Raw genomic sequence first — 25,573 nt, forward strand, 5'->3', positions numbered from 1 at the left:
GACCGGGGGACGGGCGGCGACGGACTCCGCCGGGAAATAGCACGTCGGCCCCCGCTGTTGACTCAATCGGTCTCTGAAGTTACGTAGGCGCACCCAGGCAGACACTGTCGGTGGCAGCCTCTAGATTGGGAGGAGCGGTTTGGTGTCAGCGGCGACCACCCTGTTGGACCGTCCAACGGGTGCCGACCAGTTGGCTTGCTTTCTGGCAAGCCCGGTGGCGCTTGCAGCGCTGTCCGGCGACACCGCAGCGGAAGGGACCGGGGTAATCGACATGGCCGACACAGACGGCGCGACAGCACAGGAGATTCCCGATCCCGGCCCGCCCGAGACGGACGCGGAGCTGATGGCGCGCTTCGAGCGCGACGCGATTCCCCTGCTGGACCAGCTGTACGGCGGTGCCCTGCGCATGACCCGCAATCCCGCCGACGCGGAAGACCTGCTGCAAGAGACGATGGTCAAGGCTTATGCGGGCTTCCGCTCGTTCAGGGCCGGCACCAACCTCAAGGCGTGGCTGTACCGGATCCTGACCAACACCTACATCAACAGCTACCGCAAGAGGCAGCGCCAGCCGGCCGAGTACCCCACCGAGGAGATCACCGACTGGCAGCTGGCGTCCAACGCCGAGCACTCGTCCACCGGGCTGCGCTCGGCCGAGGTCGAGGCGCTGGAGGCGCTGCCGGATAACGAGATCAAGGAAGCGCTGCAGGCGTTGCCGGAGGAATTCCGGATGGCCGTCTACTACGCCGATGTCGAGGGTTTTCCGTACAAGGAAATCGCGGAAATCATGGATACGCCCATCGGGACGGTAATGTCACGGCTGCACCGCGGCCGCCGTCAACTGCGGTCGCTGCTGGCTGACGTGGCCAAGGAGCGGGGTTTCAACCGCGGCCACCAGGCGCACGAGGAGGTGTCGTCATGAGCGAGTTGTCGGGCCCCGGCGACACGTGCCCCAACGACGACGCTCACGGCGCCGTCGGCTGTGCCGAGGTGATTCGCCAGGTCTGGCTGCTGCTCGACGGCGAATGCACGCCGGAGTCCCGCGACCAGCTGCGCCGCCACCTCGAGGCGTGCCCCGGCTGCTTCAAGCACTACGGCCTCGAGGAGCGCATCAAGGCGTTGATCGCCACCAAGTGCAAAGGCGAGAAGGCCCCCGAGGGCCTGCGCGAGCGGCTACGGCTGGAGATCCGCCGGACCACCATCATCCGAGAGACGCGGTAGCGGGCCTCAGGCGTTGGGCCGCTTGCCGTGGTTGGCCTTGCTGTGCTTGCGGTCGCGCTTCTTGCGGCCCCGTTTGGCCATTTCGGAAAACCTCCGTTGATTGATCGAAACCGGGCGCCCGGCGCCCGTTAGCTTGCCTCACATTCTCGCACGGCCTGTCGGGGCCCCGTGCGCCGCGGTGGGCCGGGGGCCTGTGGTTCGATATACACCGAGCCTGACGGAAGCTAGATGGACCAGCAGCCAGCCTGCGCAATGGCCGAAACGAGTGGGGTGAAGATGGCCGAGGATGTGCGCGCCGAGATCGTGGCCAGCGTGCTCGAAGTCGTAGTCAACGAGGGTGACCAGATCGGCAAAGGCGACGTCGTGGTGCTGCTGGAGTCGATGAAGATGGAGATCCCGGTCCTGGCTGAGGTCGACGGCACGGTGAGCAAGGTGAGCGTCTCGGTGGGCGATGTCATCCAGGCGGGCGACCTGATTGCCGTGATCAGCTAAACCTTGAAGCCTTTCTTGTCCGCTGCCGGGGAATTGCCCGGGGAGTGAGCGATGTCGACTCTCGGTGACCTGCTTGCCGAACACACCGTGCTGCCCGGCAACGCCGTGGATCACCTGCACGCGGTGGTGGGGGAGTGGCAGCTGCTGGCGGACCTGTCCTTCGCCGACTACCTGATGTGGGTTCGCCGCGACGACGGCATGTTGGTGTGCGTGGCGCAGTGCCGGCCGAACACCGCGCCCACGGTGCTGCTGACCGACTCGGTCGGCAGCGTCGTCGCCGCCGACCGGCTGGCGCTCGTCGCCGAGACCTTCGATTCCGGCCTGGCGCAGCGGGATGGCGAAGCGGCGCAAGAGGATTCGTGGCTGCCCGGCCCGCACGTCGAGGCGTCCCCGGTGCGGTACGGGGGGCAGGTGGTGGCCGTGCTGACCCGGCATCAGACCGCCGTCGCGGCCGACCGCGCGTCCGGCCACCTGGAGACGGCCTACCGGGACTGCGCCCGGGATCTGGTCGCCATGCTCGCCGAGGGCACCTTCCCCGACGTGGGCGACGTGGTCATGTCGCGCTCCACGCCGCGGGCCGGCGACGGCTTCATCCGGTTGGACGTCAACGGCGTCGTCGCCTACGCCAGTCCCAACGCGGTTTCGGCCTACCACCGGATGGGCCTGACCACCGAGCTGGAGGGCCGCAACCTGGTCAAGGTCACGCGGCCGCTGGTCTCCGACCCGTTCGAGGCGCAGGAGCTGGCGGAGCACGTGCTCGACCTGCTGGCCGGCGGGCGCAGCATGCGCATGGAGGTGGACGCCGGCGGCGCCACGGTGCTGTTGCGCACGCTGCCGCTGGTGGTCGACGGCGCCAGCGCCGGCGCCGCGGTGCTGATCCGCGACGTCACCGAGGTGAAGCGCCGCGACCGGGCCCTGATCTCCAAGGACGCGACGATCCGGGAAATCCACCACCGGGTGAAGAACAACCTGCAGACGGTGGCGGCGCTGCTGCGGCTGCAGGCCCGCCGGACGGCCAACGCCGAAGGCCGGGAGGCCCTGATCGAGTCGGTGCGCCGGGTCTCGTCCATCGCCTTGGTGCACGACGCGCTGTCGATGTCGGTGGACGAGCAGGTCAACCTCGACGAGGTGATCGACCGGATCCTGCCGATCATGAACGACGTCGCGTCGGTCGACCGGCCGATCCGGATCAACCGGGTCGGCGACCTGGGCGTGCTGGACTCCGACCGCGCGACCGCCCTGATCATGGTGATCACCGAACTGGTTCAGAACGCGATCGAGCACGCTTTCGACCCCGCCGCCGAGGAGGGCTCGGTGACCATCCGCGCCGAGCGTTCGGCGCGCTGGCTCGACGTCGTCGTGCACGACGACGGCCGTGGTTTGCCGGAAGGCTTCAGCCTGGAGACGTCCGACAGCCTCGGCCTGCAGATCGTGCGGACGCTGGTGTCGGCCGAGCTGGACGGCACGCTGGGCATGCGTCAGGCCCCGTCCCGCGGCACCGACGTGGTGCTGCGGGTGCCCATCGGCCGGCGAACCCGATTGGTGTTGTAGGTGTGCGGCCGACACAACAGCGCGGCCCCGACTTTCGTCGAGGCCGCGCTGTGTGGTCTAAACCGAGTCAGACTCCGCTACGGGCCTTCGTCCGGGCGTTGCGACGCTTGAGTGCGCGCCGCTCGTCTTCACTCATGCCGCCCCAGACGCCCGAATCCTGGCCGGTATTCAGGGCCCAGGAAAGGCAGTCTGTGGTTACCGGGCACCGATTGCAGACCAGTTTCGCGTCAGCGATCTGCGCGAGCGCCGGGCCGCTGTTCCCTACCGGGAAGAACAGCTCCGGGTCTTCGTCGCGACAGACCGCCTTGTGGCGCCAATCCATAAGTTGTTACTCCTCACTGAGTGCGCAGCAAGGCGCACGGCCAATTTTCTTCGGCTGTTAACGCGTGCACAAGAAAAGGGTCCGTACCCCTATCTAACTTTCTGCATGCAACCTTTCGATCGTTTCACAGGCCCAACAGAAGTCAATAGCGTGCGTTACCTCGTGGGCAATCTCACTTTGACCGTTCCGTAGCCGGGCCATTACTCCGTTGTACTACACTGACTGGCCGATCTCGGAGAAAATATTCGCCGCCCGGCCCCTTGGCGCTTCGTTATCGCAGCTCAGAGTGATTTTTTAGCGGAGGCGCGACCACGGCCAGCGCGTCCGGGACCGCCCGGAACGTCATGCTTTCGCGCACGCCGAGGTAGTCGCCGTCGAACTGGCAGGCGACCGGGCCCCCGGCCGAGGTCACCCGCAAACACGGCACGTCGTCCTCGGTGACGAGGTGGTCGAACGCGAACTTGGGCCGTTTGGCGAACATCTGCCGCACGATGCGCAGCGTCGGGATCGTCTTCATGCTCTTCGGCGCGAACACTCCCAGGCCCGACTCGAAGGTGCAGCCGGGATTGGTCCATACCGGCCGATCGTTGGCGAACGTCCAGGGGCTGGAGTTGGAGACGAAGACGAAGCTCACCCCCGGGATGGGTTCGCGGCCGGGCAATTCGAGCTGCAGCATCGGCTCGCGGCGCGTGTAGCCCCACACGGCGGGCACCGCCGCGCGGATGTAGCGCCACGCCGTGACCTTGCCGCCCTTGTCGCGTTCGGCCTCGACCGCGGCGACCACCTCCGCGTCGACCCCCATCCCGGTGTTGAAGACCGCCCACCGCTCACCGCAGTCGATCAGCCCTATCCGGCGCCAGGTGTGGTGGCGGCGATAGTCGTCGATCAGCTGGATGAGCTGGTTGGTCGCGGCCACCGGGTCCCGCGAGATCCCCAGCGAGCGCGCCAGCACGTTCGCCGAACCGCCGGGAACCACCGCGACCGCAGGCACCGGGCCGGTGGGCCCGGAATTCGAGCCCGGACGGCCGAGCAGGCCGTTGACCACACCGCTGACCGTGCCGTCGCCGCCGTGCACCACGACCAGGTCGACGCCGTCCGCGACCGCCTTCTCCGCGAGTTCGGTGCCGTGACCTCGGTGGTGGGTGTGTTCGACGGTGAGCTCCAGGCGGCTCTTGAGCGCGTGCGCCAGCAGGTCGCGACCGGCCGGGGTCGTGGAGGTGGCGGTCGGGTTCACGATCAGCACGGCGCGCATGATGCACGAGCTTATGCGGGCCGGTTAAGGCCGTGCTGTGGGGAACTCCCCCCGCGGCGGGGTGACTACGCTGACGCGGGTGACAGTCTTCCGCCGCAACCCCGGGGCCGCCCCGGCCGCCGTGCGCGGCGCCGGGCTGCTCGTGGCGTTGCAGGGGGCGGCCGGGCTGGTCATGGCGGTGGTGCTGGTGGTGCGGGGTGCCGCCGGGGCAGATCAGCGCGTGGTCAACGGCCTGGGCACGGCGGTCTTCTTCGTCCTGGTCGGGGCCGTGGTGTTGGCTGCCGGACGTGCGCTCATCCTCGGCAAGCGCTGGGGGCGCGGGCTGGCCGTGATCACCCAGCTGCTGTTGCTCCCCGTGGCGTGGTACCTGGCGGTCGACTCGCACCGGCCCGGCTTCGGGATTCCCGCGGGGTGCGCGGCGCTGGCCGTGCTCGGCCTGCTCTTCAGCCCCGCCGGCGTGCGGTGGGCCGGTGGCGGCGATCAGCGCGACTCGGCCAGGTCGGCCAACCGCGGGCCCGACAGCCGGTAGGTGGTCCACTCGCTCTGCGGTTCACCGCCGACGCCGTCGTACAGGGCGATCGCGTCGGTGTTCCAATTCAGCACCGCCCAGGACAACCGCGTGTAGCCCTTGGCAAGGCATTCGGCCGCCAGCGTCGCCAGCAGCGCGCGCGCCAGGCCGCGACGGCGAAAGCGCGGATGCACGAACAGGTCTTCGAGGTAGATGCCGGCCGCGCCGTCCCAGGTGGAGAAGTTGAGAAACCACAGCGCCATCGCGGCGACCTCGCCGTCGGCTTCCGCGACGTGTCCGTGCAATATCGGGCTAGGGTCGAAAAGGGCTGCGGTGATTTGTTTTTCGGTGACGGTACATTGGTCGGCGGCATTTTCGAATTCGGCCAGCGCGCGAATCATTTCGATGATGGCGGCGGCGTCTTCGGGTTTGGCGCGGCGAATGGTCATCGCTTTACGTCCAATGCGTTGAGGATCGTGGCGAATTTCGTTGTGGTTTCCGCGACTTCCTCGTCGGGATCGGATTCGGCGACGATGCCGCCCCCGGAGCGGGCCAACGCGCTGCGCCGGTCCGCCGACAGCTGCGCGCAGCGGATGGCCACCACCCAGCGGCCGTCGCCCCGGGCGTCGCACCAGCCCGCCGCCCCCGCGTAGAACCCGCGGTCGCCTTCCAGCTCGGCGATGAGCTCGACCGCGGCCTTGGTGGGCACGCCGCCCACCGCGGGGGTGGGATGCAGCGCCAGTGCCAAATCGATTGCGGTGGTTGAGGTGTCGCGCAGGCGGCCGCTGATCGGCGTGCACAGGTGCCACACCGCCGCGGTGCGGCTCAACTCGGGCTCGGCGGCGATCGTCAGCTCGTCGCACAGCGGCTCCAGGGCGGCCCGGATCGTCTCGATCACCAGCTGGTGCTCGTGCCGGTCCTTGGCCGAGCCGGCCAGCGCGGCGCCGTTCGCCGCGTCGGCGTCCGGATCGGCCGCGCGGGGGGCCGACCCGGCGAACGGCCGGCAGGTGACCCGGTCGCCGGAGCGCGCCACCAGCAGTTCGGGGCTGGCGCCCACCAGCGCCGCCCCGGCGTAATCGTCGCCTGCGGCGGTCAGGTCGACCAGGTAGCCGTAGGCGGCCGGATCGGCGGCGATGAGGCGGCGCAGGATGACGCGCGCGTCCAGGGGGGCGTCGGCGACCAGCCGCAGCGCGCGGGACAGCACCACCTTGCTCAGCAGGCTGTCGGGCGCGGTGAGCTGATCGCGAGCCCGGACGATGCGGCGGCGGTAGGCGTCCGGCGGCGGGTCGGCGGCGGCGATGCGCACCGGCGGCAGCGGGCCCGTCGGCCAGTCCGGGGGGACGTCGGTGCGGCGCACGGCCTCGGGCGTCAGCAGCGCCGCGGGCCGGTCGACGTCAAAAGGCAACGCACCCAGCACTATTGGGGCCAACCCTGACCTCAGGGCGTCCTGCGCCGCCGCCACGTCGCGGTAGCGCTCGCGCACCCCCTCGGCGAGCAGGGTTTGCTTCGGTCCGCACAGCGCGAACGGCGGTTGGGTGCTCACCCGGGTTTGATCGCCTGTGGCTGGGCGGTCAGGCCGAGCGCGGCGAGCTGACGCACCCCGTGCTCGAATCCGCACACCGCGAGGGAGCCGGCGAGCATCCAGAAGCGGCTGCCCTCGACGAGCGGCAGCTCCACCCAGCGGGTGATGACCGAACGCGAGAAGTGGCTGTGCCCAACGAACACCACGTCGCGCGAGTCCATGTGCTCCAACGCGAATGTGACGGCCTCATCGGCGCGGGCGCTGACCTGCGCCACGCTCTCGCCGCCGGGGCAGCCGTGCGTCCAGACCAGCCAGTCGGGCACGGATTCCTGGATCTGCGGGGTCGTCAGCCCCTCGTAGGCCCCGTAATCCCATTCGGCGAGCAGGGGAGAGACCTCGTCGACGGCCAGCCCGGCGAGCTTGGCCGTGGTCAGGGCCCGGATGCGCGGGCTGCTGACCACCAACGGGTCGGTGAGGTTGAGTTCGCGCAGGACGCGGCCGGCGAGCTCGGCCTGGACGCGGCCGGTGTCGGTGAGCTCGAGGTCGGTTCGGCTGGTGTGCTGGCCGGATTTCGACCACTCGGTCTGGCCGTGGCGGAGCAGTACAAGTCGGTGGTTGTGCAGGCCCATATCGATCGATTCTGCCGGACGACACCCCGGGGCCCTCGGCCGCAGCGCGGGGCGATCGAACATGCCAGGATGGGCACTGTGACCGTGGCAACAAGGAGGGGCGGGCGCTAGTGAGAAAGACCCGGGTATTGGCGGTGGCCAACCAGAAGGGCGGCGTGGCCAAGACTACGACGGTTGCCTCGCTGGGGGCGGCGATGGTGGACGAGGGCCAGCGGGTGCTCCTGGTCGACCTGGATCCGCAGGGCTGCCTGACGTTCTCGCTGGGCCAGGATCCCGATAAGCTCCCGGTGTCGGTGCACGAGGTGCTGCTCGGTGAGGTCGAGCCGAACGCGGCGCTGGTCACGACGATGGAGGGCATGACGCTGCTGCCGGCCAACATCGACCTGGCCGGCGCCGAGGCGATGCTGTTGATGCGCGCCGGTCGCGAGTACGCGCTCAAGCGCGCGCTGGCCAAGGTCTCCGACGACTTCGACGTGGTCATCATCGACTGCCCGCCGTCGCTGGGGGTGCTCACCCTCAACGGGCTGACCGCCGCCGACGAGGTGATGGTGCCGCTGCAATGCGAAACGCTGGCGCACCGCGGCGTCGGCCAATTCCTGCGCACGGTCGCCGACGTCCAGCAGATCACGAACCCGGAACTGCGGCTGCTGGGCGCGTTGCCGACGCTGTACGACTCGCGGACCACCCACACCCGCGACGTTCTGATGGACGTCGCCGACCGCTACAACATGCCGGTGCTGGCCCCGCCGATCCCGCGGACGGTGCGCTTCGCCGAGGCCAGCGCCTCGGGCTCGTCGGTGATGTCCGGCCGCAAGAACAAGGGCTCGTCGGCCTACGGGGAGCTGGCGAAGGCGTTGCTCAAGCACTGGAAGACCGGCAAACCGCTGCCGACGTTCGCCGTCGAGGTCTAGTGGCTTTGATTGTGCGCGTACGGCTTTGAGCGATGCGCCGCGCGCTTCGAGTGTGCGCCTATGGCGCGGCGCGACGGCGTGTCGCCGCCCAGAGCGCACTCGCGATGCCGTGAGCGCACACGCGTCGTCAGCCCAGGGCCACCACGGTGTCGCCGCGCTGCTCGAACACCCGGGGGCCCGCGACGGCCGGAACCACGGCCCGCCCGGGCACACTGGGCGCCCGGTTCACCGGGATGTAGCGCTCGCTGGCGCCGCTGACGGGGTCGTAGACGCCGATCGCGCCGGTGACCGGGACCAGCAGGCGGCCGGCCATCATCGCGCCCGGCCCCAACGGCGCGGTCGTGTCGCCCGCGGCGATGGTGTAGCGCAGCGTCAGGTTGCCCGTCTCGAAGACCATGACGGAATCGCCTGTCCACCAAGTGATCAGGCTGCCCGCGTGCGAGACCGCCCCCGGGCCCGACGGGGCTTTGGGCAGCAGGTTGCTCGACACGGTGGTGCCGGTTTCGTCGATCACGTCGACCCGCGGCCGCGGGGAGGGCAGGTACACCGCGGTGTTGTTCTCCCACACGGTGAGCACCCGGGCGCCGGAGTCCGCCCGCACCCCGGGCTCGGCGACGATGCGTTGTTGGGGTTCGTCGTCGTCCTTGCCCGGCCGTAGCAGCACCAACCGCAGGTCGGCCTCGTTCACGCAGCTTTCCAGCACCGACACCGCCGACGAACTCGCCGCCGCCGACACCAGCTTGCAGCCGGAATGCAGGCCGCGTGCCGAGGGCTTCACCCGGGCGTCGGTCTCGCCGTATGCCACCATGCGGACCATGTCCGAGCGCCAGAGCTCCAGCCGGGTGTCACCGGTCGACAACACCGTGGTGCCGTCGGAGGACAGCTGCACGCGCGGGTCGGCGTAACCGCTGCGGGCCGGCCCGCGGCGACCGGTGGACCCGTCGAGCGTGCTCACCTGCCCGCACCCGCGGTCGTCCCGATAAACGGCGACGGCGAAGTGATAGACCCAGGAGACCCCGCACAGGTCGGTGTCGCGCTGATAGCTCCACAGGGACTGGCCGGAACCGGGATCGCGCCCGTCGACCCGGCGGCCGTCGCCGGTGATGACCGTCCCGCCGACCGTTACCGGCGCGGTGGTGGCCGGGCTCGCCGCGGTCCACAGCTCCTTGAGCGCGGTCGGCACCTGGCGGGCGGGGTTCTGGTTAGGCGCAGGAACCCCGGCCGGCCGGCTGATGGTGGCCCGGGCGTCGCTGGTCCACCAGATCAGGCCAGCGACGACGGCGACGACGGCCGCGATGGCGACGGCGGCCACGACATCGCCCTTGGTCCGGCGTTCGGGTCTGACCATCTCCTCGGCGCGGGGCTCAGTTGGCGTGCGCGCCGGCTTCGGCGGGCTTGCGGCGCCGACGGCGACGCCGGCTGCTCCCGGACTTGCCGGACGCCTCCGCGGCGGCTTCGCCGCTGGCGCCGCCGGCCGCGGCGTTGCCGTCGGGGTGCCCGGTGACGGGCTGGCCGCCGCGGGTCCGTCGCCGTGGCGCGCCCGACCGGGCACGCCCCGTCCGCTCCGCCTTCTGGCCGTCACGCTCGCTGCTGCGGCGTTGGCCCTGCGGCTTCTTCGGGGTGCCGACGGTGCCGGCCGCCCCGCCGGGGATGCCCAGCTCCTCGTAGAGGTGCGGTGAGTTCGAGTAGGTCTCGGCGGGCTCGGGGTTCTCCAGACCCAGCGCCTTATCGATCATCGACCAGCGGGGCAGCTCGTCCCAGTCCACCAGGGTGACCGCGATACCGGTCTTGCCGGCGCGGCCGGTGCGGCCGATCCGGTGCACGTAGGCCTGTTCGTCCTCGGGGATCTGGTAGTTGATGACGTGGGTGATGTCGTCGATGTCGATGCCGCGGGCGGCGACGTCGGTGGCCACCAGCACGTCGATGTCGCCGGTGCGGAAGGCCTTGAGCGCCTTCTCGCGGGCGATCTGCCCCAGGTCGCCGTGCACGGCGCCGACCTTGAAGCCGCGCTCGGCCAATTCGTCGGCGACCTTCTGCGCGGTGCGCTTGGTGCGGGTGAAGATCATCGTCGCGCCGCGGCCCTCGGCCTGCAGCACGCGGCTGACCAGCTCCACCTTGTCCAGCGCGTGGGCCCGGTAGACGAACTGCTCGGTGGTGTCGTGCGTGGCCGCCGAGTGCGGCGCCTCAGCCCGGATGTGGGTGGGCTGGTTCATGAAGGTGCGGGCCAGGGTGATGATCGGGCCCGGCATGGTGGCAGAGAACAGCATGGATTGCCGGTCCTCGGGGATCTGGCGCAGGATGCGCTCGATGTCGGGCAAAAAGCCCAGGTCGAGCATCTCGTCGGCCTCGTCGAGCACCAGCACCGACAGCCCGCCCAGCTGCAGGTGGCCCTGCTGGGCCAGGTCGAGCAGCCGACCCGGGGTGCCCACCACGACGTCGGCGCCGGCCCGCAGCGCCTCAATCTGCGGCTCGTAGGCGCGACCTCCGTAGATGGAGATCACGGAGAGCCGGCGGCCGCCCTCGGCCGTCAGGTACTTGGCCGCGGTGGCCAGGTCCTCGGTGACCTGCAGGCAGAGCTCGCGGGTCGGCACCACGATCAGGGCGCGCGGTGTGCCGTTGAGCTCCCGCACGCCGACTCCGGACGTGATGCGGTTCAGCAGCGGGACGCCGAACGCGAAGGTCTTGCCCATGCCGGTGCGGGCCTGGCCGATCAGGTCGTCGCCGGCGAGCGCCAGCGGCAGGGTCAGCTCTTGGATCGCGAACGGGCGCTCGATGCCCTTCTCCGCGAGGGCGCGGACGATTTCGTCGCGGACGCCGAGGCTGGCAAAGGTCATTTCAGTTGTGCTGTCGAGTGTGCTCATGCGTGGGTAGTAAGCCTTTCGGTGACATATCCGGTTGTGTCGGTGTTTCTCTGTCGCGGTCACGCGCGCACGAGTTCCGACTCCGAATACGTCGCCGAGTCGCGGGCCCCTGCTCAAATCGGTGGGCCAGCTGTGCACGCACATTTCGCCGATAGCGGCTTGGGAAGAAATACAGCCGCTATCTACGTACATGATAGCCGGTCGACGGCTGGCTCCCTTTTTGCGCCGGGTCAGCCGACTACAGTGTTGCCATGACCCGGCCCCCTTGCGAGCCCTCGGAAGCAGACCTGGACGCCGATCAGGCGGACGATTCGCCCGCCCCCCGGTTGTCGGCCGACCACCCGGGCGTCAACGAGTTGTTCGCGGTCCTGGCATACGGCGAGATCGCCGCGTTCTACCGGCTCACCGACGAGGCGCGGATGGCGCCTGACCTGCGTGGACGGATCTCGATGGCGAGCATGGCCGCGGCCGAGATGCAGCACTACGAGCTGCTGCGCGACGCCCTGGAGCGCCGCGGCGTCGATGTGGTTCCGGCGATGTCGAAGTACGTCTCGGCGCTGGAGAACTACCACCGGCTGACGATGCCCAGCACCTGGCTGGAGGCCTTGGTGAAGACCTATGTCGGCGACGCCCTGGCCGCCGACTTGTATCTGGAGATCGCCGACGGGCTGCCCGACGAGATCGCCGGCGTGGTGCGGGCGGCGCTGTCGGAGACCGGGCACTCGCAGTTCGTGGTCGCCGAGGTGCGCGCCGCGGTGACGGCCAGCGGCAAGCAACGCAGCCGGCTGGCGTTGTGGTCGCGTCGGCTGTTCGGCGAGGCGCTCACGCAGGCCCAGTACCTGCTGGCCGACCACGACGAGCTGGTCGACCTGGTGATGTCAGGCGCCGGCGGCCTGGGCCAGCTCAACGCGTTCTTCGACCGGCTGCAGCAGACGCACGACCGGCGGATGCACGAGCTGGGCCTGAGCTGACGCCCGCCCGTGATCGCGAGCGCGGCGTAGCCGGGTCAAGGCGTCGGGCTCAGCGGGTGCAGGTCGCCAGGCTCGAGTTGGTGGTCGACGCGGCCACCAGTTGGCCGGCGGCGTTGACGATCGAGCAATTCAGCCGGCCGTAGAAGCTGGTGGCGACCACCGACGGGGTCTGAACGCCGGGGTTCAGGATCACCGCTTTGGTCCACGGCAGCGACACGTTGAACTCGGTCTGGGATGCGCCGCTGCCATCCGTGTAGACGATGTTCACCAGGTCCAGCAGCTGCTTGGTGCCGGTCACGCTGTAGACGACCGTGCGCGGGTTCAGCGCGGCGGGCGGCGGCGTCAGGGTCAGGGGCGGCGCCGCGGTGGGCGTTCCCGTCGGCGCCAGGCTCGGCGCGGCGCTGGGCGTCGTCACGGTGGTGACCGTCTCGGGCGGCAGTGGGGTGTTCGAGGGGCTGGGCTGCGCGCTGGGCGGGGCGGAGCTCCTCGTCGTGGCGGGCGCGGACGTCACCGGTTGGGGGGCCGGCGCCACGGTGGCTTTGGTCGAGGCGCTGTCGCCGCTGTTGATGATCACGGCGGTGGCGATCGCGCCGACGGCGACCACCGCGCCGATGATCGCCGTGAGGGGCCGCCAGCGCAGCTCGGTAGGCCAGCCGGTCCAGGTGTAGTCGCCCTCGGGGTAGGCCTCCGCGCCGTAGAGCTCGTCGGTCTCGTCGTCGGGGTAATCCCGCACCCTGTCGAGGTCGGCCAGTGTGGTACCCATGTTGCCGAAGTTAGCGATGTGAAAACACGGATCGCCCCTCCAACCCGGTTCTGGACCCAGCTGCAAGCGAATCGTTACCGGCCCGCGACCATCGTTTCGCTCAGCGCGAACCCCGCGGTGGGGGCTGTCTCGGATGCGGGCCCGCCGCGTCCACTAGCCTGCAGCTGACAGGTCTGTCGACTTCAATGCCTACGGAAGGGGTGACCGTGGAGGTCAAGATCGGTATTACGGACAGTCCGCGCGAGCTCGTCATCGCCAGCGCGCAGACGCCGGCCGAAGTCGAAGAGCTGGTCAGCGCCGCGCTGAGCGAGGCGGGCCTGCTGAGACTGAACGACGAGCGGGGACGTCGCTTCCTGGTTCACACCAGCAAGATCGCCTACGTCGAGATCGGTCCCGCGGACGGGCGCCGGGTCGGCTTCGGCATCGGCGCCGAGGTCACCAAACTCCCCGGCAAGGGCGCTAAAGGCGAGTAAGGGGCACGTGGGATAGCCCGCCCCAGGCGAACTGCACGGTGCCTTCGACGGCGTCCGCCTTGGAGATCGGGCGGTCGGAGTCGAGCCAGTAGCGGGCGCAGTCGACGCTGATGCCGACGAGGCCCACCGCGATCATCCGGGCGCGGTGCGGGTCCAGGCCCGAGTCCTCGCTGATCAACGCGAATACCGCGTCGATGCAGGATTCGGTGGCGACCCGCACCTGCGCGGCCACCTCGGGTTCGGTGACGTAGTCGTTCTCGAAGATCAGCCGGTAACCCTGGCTGTCGTGCTCGATGAAGTCGAAGAACGCCTGGACCGCCGCGTGCAGCCGGCGTCGGTTGTCGGTGGTGGTGTTCAAAGCCTGCTGCACGCCCGAGACCAGGTTCTCCACGTGCCGGGCCAGCACGGCCAGATACAACTCGAGCTTGCTCGAGAAGTGTTGATACAGAACCGGTTTGCTGACGCCCGCGCGGTCGGCGATCTCGTCCATGCCGGCGGCGTGGTAGCCGCGATCGACGAAGACGTCGCTGGCGACGATGAGCAATTGACCGCGGCGCTCATCGCGGGGCAATCGGTTGCCGCGCCGGCTCGAAGCCGCAATGCCGTCCCCGGGCCGACTGCGGTCGGCCGACCTCACGGCGCGCCGCGCCGCGGGTTTGGCGAGTTCGCTCATCGAGTCCTCATCTGATGCGTTGGCAACCGGCCGCCGGCACTGGAGGGCCGGCCGCGCGCGGCTCGTGGCACAGACATTACTACCCGCGCCGTTCCGGCGATCGTCGTCGCCGCCGTCGTCGCTGGCAGAAAGCGGTGTCGGGCGGTGCATTCGGGCGCGCCAAGGACGGCGCCGGTGCCGACTGTGTAATCCTGGGGAAATGACTTCCCAGCGGCCCTCGCGCGGCACCGGTCGCGTCCCGGTGCTGCGCGACGAGTGGCGGGAACCCCTGCGCGCCCTGCGCGACCCGATCGCCCGCGACGGCGGACGCACCCGCGCCGACCGGGAGCGGCCGCGCCAGTGGCGCAAACAGACATGGCTGGGACGGTTCGTCTCCACCTACGGCTGGCGCGCGTACGCGTTGCCCGCGCTGTCGGTGCTCACCGCGGTCGTCGTCTACCAGACGATGACCGGCACCGCCGCGACGAAGCCCACGGCCAACCAGCCCATCCAGAGTCCGCAGGCGATGGAGGCCGTGGGCACCTCGATCATCGACGCGCCGCCGCGCGGGCTCGCCGCGTTCGATGCCAACCTGCCGGCCGGGACGCTGCCGGACGGCGGCCCGTTCACCGAAGCGGGCGAGAAGACGTGGCACATCGTCCCCGGCACGACGCCGCAGATCGGCCAGGGCACCGTCAGGGTGTTTCGGTACACCGTGGAGGTGGAGGACGGCATCGACCCCACAATGTTCGGCGGCGACAACGCTTTTGCCCAGATGGTCGACCAGACCCTCGCCAATCCCAAGGGCTGGACGCACAACCCGCAATTCGCGTTCATCCGGATCGACAACGGCAAGCCCGACTTTCGGATCTCCCTGGTATCCCCGGTGACGGTCCGCGAGGGCTGCGGATACGAATTCCGTCTGGAAACCTCGTGCTACAACCCGTCCTTCGGCCAGGACCGGCAGTCGCGAGTCTTCATCAACGAGGCGCGCTGGGTGCGCGGAGCCGTCCCCTTCGAGGGGGACATCGGCTCCTACCGCCAATACGTGATCAATCACGAGGTCGGCCACGCCATCGGATACGTCCGCCACGAACCGTGCGAGCAGCAGGGCGCTTTGGCGCCGGTGATGATGCAGCAGACGTTCTCCACGTCCAATGACGATGCCGCCAAGTTCGACCCGGACTTCGTCAAGGCCGACGGGAAGACCTGCCGATTCAACCCCTGGCCGTTCCCGATCGCCTAGCCCGGTGACGATGCGCGCCGGGCAGCGGCGTGAGGAGGAGGCGGGCGGTCAAACCCAGCCCGGTGACGATGCGCGCCGGGCTGCGGCGGGTTGAATTCATTGCCGTCCACCACGGCGGCTGCTGTGATGGTGGTGGACGACAAACCGCGTTCGCGAGACCGAATAGGAGGATGTCCGGCCGTGTCGACGCCGCAGACAGCGCTGCCGCCCCTCGTGGAGCCGGCTGGCGAGCTGACCCGCGATGAGGTGGCCCGCTACAGCCGCCATCTGATCATTCCGGGCCTCGGCGTCGACGGGCAGAAGCGGCTGAAGAACGCTCGCGTGCTGGTGATCGGCGCCGGTGGGCTCGGCGCGCCGACGCTGCTGTACCTGGCCGCGGCCGGGGTCGGCACGATCGGCGTCGTCGACTTCGACGTCGTCGACGAGTCCAACCTGCAGCGCCAGATCATCCACGGCGTCGCCGACGTCGGACGCCCCAAGGCCCGGTCAGCGCGCGAGTCGATCGAAGCGATCAACCCGTTGGTTCGGGTGCGGCTGCACGAGTTGCGGCTGGATTCGAGCAACGCCGTCGACCTGTTCGGGCAATACGACCTGATCATGGACGGCACCGACAACTTCGCCACCCGCTACCTGGTCAACGACGCCGCCGTGCTTGCGGGCAAGCCGTACGTCTGGGGGTCCATCTACCGCTTCGAGGGCCAGGTGTCGGTGTTCTGGGAGGACGCGCCCGGCGGGCGGGGCCTCAACTACCGCGACCTCTACCCGGAACCGCCGCCGCCCGGCACGGTGCCGTCGTGCGCGGAGGGCGGCGTGCTCGGCATCGTGTGCGCCTCCGTCGCGTCGGTGATGAGCACCGAGGCGATCAAACTCATCACCGGGATGGGCGAATCACTGCTGGGCCGGCTCATGATCTACGACGCGCTCGAAATGTCCTACCGCACCATCACGATCCGCAAGGACCCGGCCGCGCCCGCGATCACCGGACTGGTCGACTACGAGGAGTTCTGCGGCGGGGCGCCCGGTGACCTCGCCGCGGAGTCGACGATCACCCCGCGTGAGTTGCGCGCGTTGCTGGACTCCGGCACGAAGCTGGCGCTGATCGACGTCCGCGAGCAGGTCGAGTGGGAGATCAATCACATCGATGGCGCCCAGCTGATCCCGCAGTCGTCGATCGACTCGGGTGAGGGTCTGGCAAAGCTGCCGCACGACCGCATCCCGGTGCTGTATTGCAAGACGGGGGTGCGTTCGGCCGAGGCGCTGGCGGCGGTGAAGAAGGCCGGATTCGCCGACGCCGTGCATCTGCAGGGCGGCATCGTGGCGTGGGCGCAGCAAATGCAACCCGACATGGTGATGTACTGACCCGATACGGCAGGTGGCCTCGTCTAGGCTACCCGTGTGAATGTCGAGCCACCGCCGGAGCATGTGCTGGCGGCGTTTGGTTTGGCCGGTGTCAAGCCCGTCTATCTGGGGGCTAGCTGGGAAGGCGGCTGGCGCTGCGGCGAGGTCGTCCTGTCGCTGGTGGCCGACCACGCCCGGGCGGCTTGGTCGGCCCGGGTGCGCGAGACGTTGTTCGTCGACGGCGTCCGGCTCGGCCGCCCGGTCCGCTCGACGGACGGACGGTATGTCGTTTCGGGGTGGCGGGCGGACACTTTCGTCGCCGGCACGCCCGAACCGCGGCACGACGAGGTGGTCTCGGCGGCGGTGCGCCTGCACGAGGCGACCGGCAAACTGGAGCGTCCCCGATTCCTGACGCAGGGCCCCACCGCGCCGTGGGGCGACGTGGACATCTTCATCGCCGCCGACCGCGCCGCCTGGGAGGAACGGCCGTTGGCCTCGGTGCCCCCTGGCGCGCGGACCGCCCCGCCGACGGCCGACGCCGAGCGGTCGGTGGAGCTGATCAATCAGCTGGCCACCCTGCGCCGGCCGACCAAGAGCCCGAACCAGCTGGTGCACGGAGACCTTTACGGCACAGTGCTTTTCGTTGGCACCGCCGCTCCGGGGATCACCGACATCACGCCGTACTGGCGCCCCGCGTCGTGGGCGGCCGGTGTCGTTGTCGTCGACGCCCTGTCCTGGGGCGAGGCCGACGACGGACTTATCGAACGCTGGAACGCGTTGCCGGAGTGGCCGCAGATGTTGTTGCGGGCCTTGATGTTTCGCCTCGCCGTCCATGCGCTGCACCCACGGTCGACCGCCGAGGCCTTTCCCGGCCTGGCCCGCACCGCGGCGCTGGTCCGGCTGATCCTTTAGCGCCCGAAGTCGTGGCGCACCTCGCGCAGCGCGATCTTGCCGTCGGTGGCCAGCACCCCTTCGGCGCGCAGCAGCTCGAGCTGCCGGGTGGTCAGATGACGCGCGGGGCGCCCGGAGGCGGTGATCACCCGGTGCCACGGCAGGTCCGAGGAGTCGGTCCGCATGATCCAGCCGACGATGCGCGGGCTGGAAAGACCTGCGACGTCGGCGATGTCGCCATAGGTGGCGACCCTGCCCGACGGGATCGCCGCGACCAGCGCGCGCACCCGCTCGACCTGCTCCTCGGTCACCGGCGCCACGGTCAGCGCGCCTCGAGCAACTCGCGCGTCAGCGCGGCGACTTCCGCGGGCGCGGCGTAGGGGACCATGTGGTTGCAGTCGAAATCCAGCAGCCGGAAATCCGGTCCCAACCGGTCCTGCAGCCCGGCGATCAGTCGGTCGCTGACGTATGGCGGCGAGGTGCGCTTCGCGCGCACCAGGATCGTCGGCGTTCCGGCCGGCGGGAACACGATGTCCCGGGCCAGCTCGCTCCAGTACGACATCATCGCCGGCAGGCTGACGCGCCAGCCGTACCGGCCGCCCGGCAGCGCGATCAGATGCTCGCCGATCTCGGCGTCCAGCAGCGCCGGGTCGACGTCCGACCAGGAGCCGTGCACCTTCTCCAGGCGCGCCTCCTCGGCGTCGGGGTAGTCGGGCGAGGCCAACATCGCGTCCGCGATCTGGCGCATCCAACCGCCGTCCAGCCCGACCGCCGGGTCGAGCAGCAACAGCGCCGCCACCAGGTCCGGTCGTGCCGCGGCCAGCTGCATGGCGAGGCCGCCCCCGAAGGAGTGGCCCACCACCAGCGCCGGCGCCTCGGCCTGGTCGTCGAGCAGCGCGGCCATCGCCGCGACGTTGGCGTCGATGGTCCACGGCGCCGCCCAGGTCGACCTGCCGTGGCCGATCAGATCCGGTGCGGCGAAAGTCATTTCGGGGAGCAGGCCGGCCAGCTGCTGCCAGCGCTGTCCGTGGCCGGTCAACCCGTGCAGCGCCAGCACCCGCACCGGTCCCGCCGGGCCGTAGCGGTGCACATGCAGATGAGCGGTCACGCGTCGATCGTGCCAGCCGCCGTCACGAGAGCTCGCGGGCGGCCGGCTCAGCGTCCGTCTTCCCACTCGTCCTCGGTGGGGACGATGTAGGCCTGCTCGATCACATCGGCCTCGTTCGCCTCGCGATCGGCCACGGTCAGGTATTCGGTGTCCAGGCCGGATTCGTCGTCGACGTCGACCGGTTGCAGTTGTTCCGCGGCGTCACCTTCGGGCGCTTCGTCGCTGGGAAAGACGTCCGTCACGATGTCTACCTCCTCAACCGTTCGTCGGGCTGTTCGCGGCCTCCAGCGTAGGGGCCCGCGGCCGCGCGGGTCGGGCCGACTTGTCAGACCCTGGTGATTCCATGCAGCCATGTCGTTCACCTGGGACCCCGAGGCGCTTGCCCTGCTGGCGCCCGGCGTGCGCGGGCCGGTCCGGGTGCTGGGCGGGCCCGGCACCGGCAAGAGCAGTCTGCTCATCGAGGCCGCGGTCGCCCAGATAGACGCCGGCCTGGCCCCCGAATCGGTTCTGCTGCTTACCGGTTCGGGCCGGCTGGGGATGCGGGCGCGCAGCACGCTGACGACGGCCCTGCTGCGTCCGCGCGCCGCGGGGCCCGGCCGGGCCGCCGTGCGCGAACCGCTCGTCCGCACCGTGCACGGCTACGCGTACGCGGTGCTGCGCCGGGCCGCCGAGCGGGCCGGCGATGCGCCGCCGCGGCTGGTCACCAGCGCCGAACAGGACGCCATCATCCGGGAGCTGCTGGCCGGCGACCTCGAGGACGGGCCGCGCGCGGCGGTGGCGTGGCCCGCCCATCTGCGGCCCGCGCTGGCCACCGCGGGCTTCGCCACCGAACTGCGAAACATGTTGGCGCGCTGCGCCGAACGGGGTGTGGACCCGCAGGAGCTGGAGCGGCTGGGCCGTCGGTGCCGGCGTCCGGAATGGACCGCCGCCGGCCGGTTCGCGCGCCAGTACGAGCAGGTGATGCTGCTGCGGGCGGCGGTCGGCACCGCGGCGCCGCAGGCGACGACGCCGGCGCTGGGGGCCGCCGAACTGGTGGGTGCCGCCCTGGAAGCCTTCGCGGTCGATCCCGAGCTGCTGGCGGCCGAGCGGGGCCGGGTGCGGGTATTGCTGGTCGACGACGCCCAGCAGCTCGACCCGCAGGCGGCCCGGCTGGTCCGGGTGCTCGCGGCGGGCGCGGAGCTGGCGTTGATCGCCGGGGATGCCAATCAGGCGGTGTTCGGTTTTCGGGGCGGTGAATCCGCCGGGCTGTTGGACGGGGATTCGCCGTCGGTCACGTTGACGGCCTCGCATCGCTGCGCCCCGGCGGTGGCCCGAGCGGTCAGCGGCATCGCGCGTCGGCTGGCCGGCGGCAGCGCCGGCAGGCGGATCGAGGGCACCGGGCCTGAGCAGGGGTCGGTCAACGTGCGCCTGGCCGCGTCCGCGCACGCGGAGGCGGCGATGATCGCGGACGCGCTGCGCCGGGCGCACCTGCTCGATGGCGTGCCGTGGTCGCGGATGGCGGTCATCGTCCGTTCGGTGCCGCGGGCCGGCGCCCGCTTGCCGCGCGCGCTGGCCGCCGCCGGGGTGCCGGTGGCCGCACCGGCGGCCAGCGGGTCGCTGTCCGACGAGCCTGCGGCCCGCGCCCTGCTGACCGTCCTGGCGGCCACCGCCGACGGGCTCGACGGCGACCGGGCCCTCGCGCTGCTGACCGGTCCGATCGGCCGAGTCGACCCGGTCTCGCTGCGGCAGCTGCGCCGAACGCTGCAGCGCGCCAACGCCGATCGCGCGCCGCGCGATTTCGCGGACCTGCTGGCCGACGCGCTGTCCGGCGCCGCGCCACTTTCGGGGCCGCAGCTTCGCCCGGTGCAGCGGGTGCGCGCGGTGCTGGACGCGGCCGCGCGCTGCCATCGTGCGGGCCAAGACCCGCGCTACACCCTCTGGGCGGCGTGGCAGCGTTGCGGCCTGCAGCGTCGCTGGCTGTCGGCGGCCGAGCGCGGCGGGCCCGCCGGCGCGCAGGCCGCCCGGGACCTGGAGGCGGTGACGGCGTTGTTCGACATCACCGACCAGTACGTGTCCCGGACCTCGGGCGCGTCGCTGCGCGGGCTCGTCGACCACGTCGGCGCGCTGCACCTGCCGAGCGTGAACCAGGAGCCGGTGTCGACGGTGGAGCAGGTGCGGGTGCTCAGCGCGCACGCCGCCCTGGGCCACGAATGGGACATGGTCGTCATCGCCGGGTTGCAGGAGGGGTTGTGGCCCAACACCGTCCCGCGTGGCGGGGTCCTGGCCACCCAGCGACTGCTGGACGTGCTGGACGGCGTCGCCGAGGAGGCGTCGGTGCGGGCGCCGCTGCTGGCCGAGGAGCGGCGGCTGCTTGTCGCCGCGATGGGCCGGGCCCGCCGGCGATTGTTGGTGACCGCCGTGGACAGCGATTCCGGGGGCGCGGATCAAGAGGCCGCGCTGCCGTCGGTGTTTTTCCACGAGCTCGCGCAGTGGGCCGACGGCGACGCCGATTCGGTTGGCGTGCAACCCATCGCGGCGCCACGGGTGTTGTCCGCTGCGGCGTTGGTGGGCCGGCTGCGCGGTGTCGTGTGCGCGCCCGACGGGGCGGTCGACGACGCCGCCCGCGCCTGTGCGGCAACGCAATTGGCGCGGCTCGCCCGGGCCGGCGTGCCGGGCGCCGACCCGGCCGGCTGGCACGGCCTGACCCCGGTCAGCACCAGCGAACCGCTGCACGGCGAAGGCGATGCCGTCACCCTGACCCCGTCGACCCTGCAGACGCTCAACGACTGCCCGCTGCGGTGGCTGGCCGAACGGCACGGTGGCACCAACCCGCGCGATCTGCGCTCGACCATTGGTTCGGTGGTGCACGCCCTGGTCGCCGAATCACGCAAAAGCGCAACGGAATTGCTGGCCGAGCTGGACCGCGCCTGGCGCCACCTGCCCTTCGAGGCGGAGTGGCATTCGGCCAACGAGCTGGCGCGGCACCGCGCGATGATCGAGGCCTTCGTCGAGTGGCGGGCGCAGACCCGCGGAGCGCTGACCGAGGTCGGCGTCGAGGTCGAGATCGACGGAACCCTGGCCGCGTCCCGCGATGGCGGTGGCGAAGTCCGGCTGCGCGGCCGGGTCGACCGGTTGGAGCGCGACGCCGCCGGCCGCCTGGTGATCGTCGACGTCAAGACCGGTAAGACGCCGGTCAGCAAGGACGACGCCCAGCAGCACGCCCAGCTCGCGATGTATCAGTTGGCGGTCGCCGAGGGCATGGTGGCGGCCGGCGAGGAGCCGGGCGGCGCGCGGCTCGTCTACGTCGGCAAGGCCGGGGCCTGCGGCGCGACGGAGCGCGAACAGGATCCGTTGACCCCGGCCGCCCGCGACGAATGGCGCCGGCTGGTGGTCCGCGCGGCCGAGGCGACCGCCGGGCCCCGGTTCATCGCCCGGCGCAACGACGGTTGCTCGCATTGCCCGGTACGGCCCTCGTGCCCGGCCCACGCGGACGGGGCGGGACGGTGAACGCACGTTACAGCCCGGCCGAATTGGCCCGTGCGCTCGGGCTTTTCCCGCCCACCGACGAGCAGGCCGCCGTCATCGCGGCCCCGCCCGGGCCGCTGGTCGTGATCGCCGGCGCCGGCGCGGGCAAAACCGAGACCATGGCCGCGCGGGTCGTGTGGCTCGTCGCCAACGGCTACGCCGAACCCGGCCAGGTCCTCGGGTTGACGTTCACCCGCAAGGCCGCCGGCCAGTTGCTGCGCCGCGTGCGCTCCCGCCTCGCCCGGCTGGCCGGCGTCGGCGCCCCCGACGGCGCGGCTGCCGCGGAACCGGCGGGCAACCCGACGGTCAGCACCTACCACGCCTTCGCCGGTTCCTTGATCCGCGATTACGGGCTGCTGCTGCCCATCGAGCCCGACACCCGGCTGCTCGGCGAGACCGAGCTGTGGCAGCTGGCCTTCGACGTCGTCAGCCGCTACCGCGGGGAGCTGCACACCGACAAGACCCCCGCCGCGGTGACGTCGATGGTGCTGCGGCTGTGGGGTCAGCTGGCCGAACACCTGGTCGACACCCGGCAACTCGGCGATACCCACGTGGAGCTGGAGCGGCTGATCCACACCCTGCCCGCGGGCCCCTATCAGCGCGACCGCGGCCCCAGCCAGTGGTTGCGACGGTTGTCGGACACCCAGACCCAGCGAGCCGAGCTGGTGCCGCTGCTCGACGCTTTGGGCGAGCGGATGCGGGCCGCCAAGGCGATGGACTTCGGCGTGCAGATGGCCTGCGCCGCACGGCTGGCGGCGAACTACCCGCGGGTCGGCGAGGAACTGCGCGGCCGCTACCGCGTGGTGCTACTCGACGAGTACCAGGACACCGGGCACGCGCAGCGGGTCGCCCTGTCGGCGTTGTTCGGCGGCGGTGTCGACGACGGGCTGGCGCTGACCGCCGTCGGCGACCCGATTCAGTCGATCTACGGTTGGCGCGGCGCCTCGGCGACCAACCTGCCACGCTTCACCACCGACTTCCCGCTGTCCGACGGCACACCGGCGCCGGTCCTGGAGCTGCGGACCAGCTGGCGCAACCCGCCGAGCACCCTGCGGCTGGCCAACGCGATCTCGGCGGAGGCGCGCCGCAGGTCCGTCGCGGTGCACGCGCTGCGGCCGCGCCCGGACGCGCCGGCCGGGACCGTCCGCTGCGCATTGCTGCCCGATGTGCAGGCCGAGCGGGAGTGGATCGCCGACGAGCTCGCCGCCCGGTACCGGGGGGCCGACGGCGGGAACCCGCCGACCGCCGCGGTCCTGGTGCGCCGCAACGCCGACGCCGCGCCCATCGCCGATGCGCTGCGCGCCCGGGGTGTCCCGGTCGAGGTCGTCGGGTTGGCCGGGCTGCTGTCGGTGCCGGAGGTCGCCGACGTCGTGGCCATGCTGCGGCTCGTGGCCGACCCGACCGCGGGCGCGGCGGCGATGCGGGTGCTCACGGGTCCGCGCTGGCGCCTCGGCGGCCGCGACGTGGCCGCGCTGTGGCGGCGCGCCCGGACGCTGTGCGACGGCGGGGGCGGGGCCGTCGCGCCGGAAGCGATCGCGATGGCGGCCGGCCCGGACGCTGACACCGCCTGCCTCGCGGACGCCATCGCGGATCCCGGCCCGGCGGAGTGCTATTCGGCCGCGGGGTATCAGCGCATCACCGCGCTGGGCGCCGAGCTGCGCGCGCTGCGGGGCCACCTGCGCCATGCGCTGCCGGACCTTGTCGCCGAGGTGCGCCGGGTGCTCGGCGTCGACTGTGACGTCCGCGCCGCGGCGGGGGCGCAGTCCGGCTGGACCGGCACCGAACACCTGGACGCGTTCGCCGACGTCGTCGCCGGCTACGCCGAACGAGCGGACGCGGCCGACCGTTCGGCGACGGCGTCGGTGTCGGGGCTGTTGGCCTTCCTGGATGTGGCCGAGTCGGTCGAAAACGGCTTGCCGCCCGCCCCGTTGGTGGCCGCGCGCGATCGCGTGCAGGTGCTCACGGTGCACTCCGCGAAGGGGCTGGAGTGGCAGGTGGTCGCGGTGGCGCACCTGTCGGGCGGGATCTTTCCGTCGACCGCGTCCCGGAGCACCTGGCTCACCGACGCGGCGGAGCTGCCGCCGCTGCTGCGGGGCGACCGCGCCTCGACGGGCGCCCTGGGCATCCCGGTGCTCGACACCTCGGATGTCACCAACCGAAAGCAGCTGTCCGACAAGATCTCCGAACATCGCCGACAACTCGAGCAGCGCCGCGTCGACGAGGAGCGGAGGCTGCTCTATGTCGCCATCACCCGCGCCGAGGACACCCTGCTGGTGTCCGGCCACCACTGGGGCGCCACGGGGATCAAACCGCGCGGGCCCTCGGATTTCCTGTGCGAGATCAAGGACGTCATCGACCGTTCGGCCTCGGCCGGTGACCCCTGCGGGGTGGTGGATCAATGGGCGCCCAGCCCGGCCGACGGTGACCGGAACCCGTTGCGCGACAACACCGTCGAGGCCGTCTGGCCCGCCGATCCGCTGGCCGGCCGACGCGGTGATGTCGAGCGCGGTGCGGCGTTGGTGACCCGGGTGATGTCGAGCGACACCGGTGACGAAGGCGCCGACGTCGAGGGTTGGACCGCCGACGTCGACGCGCTGCTCGCCGAACGGGCGCGGGTGGCCCAACCGCCGTCCGGGGAGCTGCCCAGCCAGCTGTCGGTCAGCGGCCTGGTCGACCTGGCCCGCGACCCCGCGGCCGCGGCGCAGCGGCTGCGGTATCGGCTGCCGACGCGGCCCGACCCGCACGCGTTGCTGGGCAACGCGTTTCACGCGTGGGTCCAGCAGTTCTACGGCGCCGAGTGCCTGTTCGACCTCGCGGACCTGCCCGGTGCGGCGGATTCCGACGTCGGCGACACCCGGGAGTTGGCCGCGTTGCAGGCCGCGTTCACCGAATCGCCGTGGGCGGCGCGCACTCCGGTCGCCGTCGAGGTGCCCTTCGAGATGCCGATCGGCGACACCCTGGTGCGCGGCCGCATCGACGCGGTGTTCGCCGACCCCGACGGCGGCGCAACGGTCGTCGACTGGAAGACCGGAGAACCGCCGCACGGACCCGAAGCCATGCGGCAGGCCGCCGTCCAACTCGCCCTCTACCGCTTGGCGTGGGCCGCCCTGTCCGGTGTCCCGGCATCGTCGGTGCGCACGGCCTTCTATTACGTGCGCGCCCGCGCCACGGTCGCCCCCGACGATCTGCCCGCCCCCGCCGAACTGGCCGGGCTGCTGGCCGAGTCGGCCGTCGGGTGACCCGCGCTGCCCGGGTACCGGGGTGGCGATCGTGGTTACATTGAGGCGTGCGTGTCTCCTGCGCTGGCGTCGAGCCGATCACGGACCGCCGTGCGCAACGGTAGGTCGCGGCAACTGAGCGA

At 71.1% G+C, this 25,573-nt stretch carries 26 protein-coding genes; 13 read left to right on the top strand and 13 right to left on the bottom strand.

The features are described 5' to 3' along the window. The first annotated feature begins 271 nt into the window (after positions 1 to 271). Together A9X03_RS01325 and rsrA are read left to right on the top strand one after the other, a co-directional pair. Entirely contained in the window at positions 272 to 919 is a 648-nt protein-coding gene (locus tag A9X03_RS01325; RefSeq protein ID WP_067757263.1) for a sigma-70 family RNA polymerase sigma factor, read from the top strand. Next, on the top strand, positions 916 to 1,218 hold the full coding sequence (gene rsrA / locus A9X03_RS01330; RefSeq protein WP_067757266.1) for a mycothiol system anti-sigma-R factor: 303 nt from the start codon (positions 916 to 918) through the stop codon (positions 1,216 to 1,218). Before A9X03_RS01325 ends, rsrA begins: the two co-directional genes overlap by 4 nt. A 6-nt stretch (positions 1,219 to 1,224) precedes the next feature. Here the strand turns inward: rsrA and A9X03_RS30725 are convergent, their stop codons facing one another. Continuing rightward, positions 1,225 to 1,299: a 50S ribosomal protein bL37 gene (locus A9X03_RS30725; RefSeq protein ID WP_011728008.1), complete on the bottom strand. Its 75-nt coding sequence runs from the start codon at positions 1,297 to 1,299 to the stop codon at positions 1,225 to 1,227. 195 nt (positions 1,300 to 1,494) lie between these two features. On the opposite strand from A9X03_RS30725, the gene A9X03_RS01335 reads away from it, so the two are divergent. Both A9X03_RS01335 and A9X03_RS01340 read left to right on the top strand, forming a co-directional pair. Next, positions 1,495 to 1,710, top strand: a complete 216-nt coding sequence (locus A9X03_RS01335; RefSeq protein WP_044512934.1) for a biotin/lipoyl-binding carrier protein — start codon at positions 1,495 to 1,497, stop codon at positions 1,708 to 1,710. Positions 1,711 to 1,761: 51 nt separating this feature from the next. Next, positions 1,762 to 3,261: a sensor histidine kinase gene (locus A9X03_RS01340; RefSeq protein WP_067757269.1), complete on the top strand. Its 1,500-nt coding sequence runs from the start codon at positions 1,762 to 1,764 to the stop codon at positions 3,259 to 3,261. Positions 3,262 to 3,328: 67 nt separating this feature from the next. On the opposite strand, the gene whiB1 is transcribed toward A9X03_RS01340, so the two are convergent. Then, positions 3,329 to 3,583, bottom strand: coding sequence for a transcriptional regulator WhiB1 (whiB1, locus tag A9X03_RS28080; protein WP_007168139.1), 255 nt, complete (start codon positions 3,581 to 3,583; stop codon positions 3,329 to 3,331). Positions 3,584 to 3,854: 271 nt separating this feature from the next. Beyond that, positions 3,855 to 4,835: a diacylglycerol kinase family protein gene (locus A9X03_RS01345; RefSeq protein ID WP_067757272.1), complete on the bottom strand. Its 981-nt coding sequence runs from the start codon at positions 4,833 to 4,835 to the stop codon at positions 3,855 to 3,857. Positions 4,836 to 4,914: 79 nt separating this feature from the next. On the opposite strand from A9X03_RS01345, the gene A9X03_RS01350 reads away from it, so the two are divergent. Further along, positions 4,915 to 5,364: a hypothetical protein gene (locus A9X03_RS01350; RefSeq protein ID WP_156746440.1), complete on the top strand. Its 450-nt coding sequence runs from the start codon at positions 4,915 to 4,917 to the stop codon at positions 5,362 to 5,364. Here A9X03_RS01350 and A9X03_RS01355 read toward each other — a convergent pair. The 3 genes from A9X03_RS01355 to A9X03_RS01365 are packed head-to-tail and all read right to left on the bottom strand — an operon-like array spanning position 5,316 to position 7,494. After that, on the bottom strand, positions 5,316 to 5,792 hold the full coding sequence (locus A9X03_RS01355; protein WP_067888230.1) for a GNAT family N-acetyltransferase: 477 nt from the start codon (positions 5,790 to 5,792) through the stop codon (positions 5,316 to 5,318). The genes A9X03_RS01350 and A9X03_RS01355 overlap by 49 nt on opposite strands. Further along, positions 5,789 to 6,886 carry an isochorismate synthase MenF gene (locus A9X03_RS01360; RefSeq protein ID WP_067757278.1) on the bottom strand — a complete coding sequence of 366 codons (1,098 nt, stop codon included), beginning with the start codon at positions 6,884 to 6,886 and terminating at the stop codon, positions 5,789 to 5,791. Before A9X03_RS01360 ends, A9X03_RS01355 begins: the two co-directional genes overlap by 4 nt. Next, complete coding sequence (locus A9X03_RS01365; protein ID WP_067757281.1) at positions 6,883 to 7,494, bottom strand: acid phosphatase; 612 nt, start codon at positions 7,492 to 7,494, stop codon at positions 6,883 to 6,885. The genes A9X03_RS01360 and A9X03_RS01365 overlap by 4 nt, the downstream gene beginning before the upstream one ends. 110 nt (positions 7,495 to 7,604) lie before the next feature. Here A9X03_RS01365 and A9X03_RS01370 point away from each other — a divergent pair, with 110 nt between their 5' ends. Beyond that, entirely contained in the window at positions 7,605 to 8,405 is an 801-nt protein-coding gene (locus tag A9X03_RS01370) for a ParA family protein (RefSeq protein WP_067757284.1), read from the top strand. A 127-nt stretch (positions 8,406 to 8,532) separates the two neighbouring features. Here the strand turns inward: A9X03_RS01370 and A9X03_RS01375 are convergent, their stop codons facing one another. After that, on the bottom strand, positions 8,533 to 9,753 hold the full coding sequence (locus A9X03_RS01375; protein ID WP_068259323.1) for a hypothetical protein: 1,221 nt from the start codon (positions 9,751 to 9,753) through the stop codon (positions 8,533 to 8,535). Positions 9,754 to 9,769: 16 nt separating this feature from the next. After that, on the bottom strand, positions 9,770 to 11,266 hold the full coding sequence (locus tag A9X03_RS01380) for a DEAD/DEAH box helicase (protein ID WP_067782332.1): 1,497 nt from the start codon (positions 11,264 to 11,266) through the stop codon (positions 9,770 to 9,772). A gap of 251 nt (positions 11,267 to 11,517) precedes the next feature. Between A9X03_RS01380 and A9X03_RS01385 the strand changes: the two genes are divergently transcribed. Further along, on the top strand, positions 11,518 to 12,237 hold the full coding sequence (locus A9X03_RS01385; RefSeq protein WP_067757306.1) for a ferritin-like fold-containing protein: 720 nt from the start codon (positions 11,518 to 11,520) through the stop codon (positions 12,235 to 12,237). Between the two features lie 49 nt (positions 12,238 to 12,286). Here A9X03_RS01385 and A9X03_RS01390 read toward each other — a convergent pair whose 3' ends face one another. Continuing rightward, complete coding sequence (locus tag A9X03_RS01390; RefSeq protein WP_067888237.1) at positions 12,287 to 13,000, bottom strand: MmpS family transport accessory protein; 714 nt, start codon at positions 12,998 to 13,000, stop codon at positions 12,287 to 12,289. A 206-nt stretch (positions 13,001 to 13,206) separates the two neighbouring features. On the opposite strand from A9X03_RS01390, the gene A9X03_RS01395 reads away from it, so the two are divergent. Beyond that, entirely contained in the window at positions 13,207 to 13,473 is a 267-nt protein-coding gene (locus tag A9X03_RS01395; protein ID WP_067782352.1) for a DUF3107 domain-containing protein, read from the top strand. Here the strand turns inward: A9X03_RS01395 and A9X03_RS01400 are convergent. Continuing rightward, positions 13,460 to 14,146: a TetR/AcrR family transcriptional regulator gene (locus A9X03_RS01400; RefSeq protein WP_067782337.1), complete on the bottom strand. Its 687-nt coding sequence runs from the start codon at positions 14,144 to 14,146 to the stop codon at positions 13,460 to 13,462. The genes A9X03_RS01395 and A9X03_RS01400 overlap by 14 nt on opposite strands. A 199-nt stretch (positions 14,147 to 14,345) precedes the next feature. Here A9X03_RS01400 and A9X03_RS01405 point away from each other — a divergent pair, with 199 nt between their 5' ends. The 3 genes from A9X03_RS01405 (at position 14,346) to A9X03_RS01415 (ending at position 17,621) form a co-directional block, all read left to right on the top strand. Beyond that, complete coding sequence (locus A9X03_RS01405) at positions 14,346 to 15,371, top strand: DUF3152 domain-containing protein (RefSeq protein ID WP_156670169.1); 1,026 nt, start codon at positions 14,346 to 14,348, stop codon at positions 15,369 to 15,371. 180 nt (positions 15,372 to 15,551) lie between these two features. Beyond that, a complete protein-coding gene (gene moeZ, locus A9X03_RS01410) occupies positions 15,552 to 16,730 on the top strand; it encodes an adenylyltransferase/sulfurtransferase MoeZ (RefSeq protein WP_067782340.1) in 1,179 nt (392 codons plus the stop codon). A 36-nt stretch (positions 16,731 to 16,766) separates the two neighbouring features. Further along, complete coding sequence (locus A9X03_RS01415; RefSeq protein ID WP_068259327.1) at positions 16,767 to 17,621, top strand: TIGR02569 family protein; 855 nt, start codon at positions 16,767 to 16,769, stop codon at positions 17,619 to 17,621. Here the strand turns inward: A9X03_RS01415 and A9X03_RS01420 are convergent. From A9X03_RS01420 to A9X03_RS01430, 3 genes are read right to left on the bottom strand one after another with little or no spacing between them, the layout of a single operon-like run. After that, complete coding sequence (locus A9X03_RS01420) at positions 17,618 to 17,920, bottom strand: MGMT family protein (protein WP_067757330.1); 303 nt, start codon at positions 17,918 to 17,920, stop codon at positions 17,618 to 17,620. The genes A9X03_RS01415 and A9X03_RS01420 overlap by 4 nt on opposite strands. A gap of 2 nt (positions 17,921 to 17,922) precedes the next feature. Further along, positions 17,923 to 18,708, bottom strand: coding sequence for an alpha/beta fold hydrolase (locus A9X03_RS01425; protein ID WP_067757334.1), 786 nt, complete (start codon positions 18,706 to 18,708; stop codon positions 17,923 to 17,925). Between the two features lie 47 nt (positions 18,709 to 18,755). Further along, a complete protein-coding gene (locus tag A9X03_RS01430) occupies positions 18,756 to 18,950 on the bottom strand; it encodes a hypothetical protein (RefSeq protein ID WP_067757337.1) in 195 nt (64 codons plus the stop codon). Between the two features lie 109 nt (positions 18,951 to 19,059). Between A9X03_RS01430 and A9X03_RS01435 the strand changes: the two genes are divergently transcribed. Together A9X03_RS01435 and A9X03_RS01440 are read left to right on the top strand one after the other, a co-directional pair. Then, the gene (locus A9X03_RS01435; RefSeq protein ID WP_067757340.1) at positions 19,060 to 22,194 is read left to right on the top strand and encodes an ATP-dependent DNA helicase; all 3,135 of its coding nucleotides are present in this window, start codon (positions 19,060 to 19,062) and stop codon (positions 22,192 to 22,194) included. Next, entirely contained in the window at positions 22,191 to 25,451 is a 3,261-nt protein-coding gene (locus A9X03_RS01440) for an ATP-dependent DNA helicase (RefSeq protein ID WP_068259339.1), read from the top strand. The genes A9X03_RS01435 and A9X03_RS01440 overlap by 4 nt, the downstream gene beginning before the upstream one ends. Positions 25,452 to 25,573 lie beyond the last annotated feature (122 nt).

Origin of the sequence: Mycobacterium sp. E1715 (genome assembly GCF_001667625.1) — a bacterium.
Lineage (GTDB): Bacteria > Actinomycetota > Actinomycetes > Mycobacteriales > Mycobacteriaceae > Mycobacterium.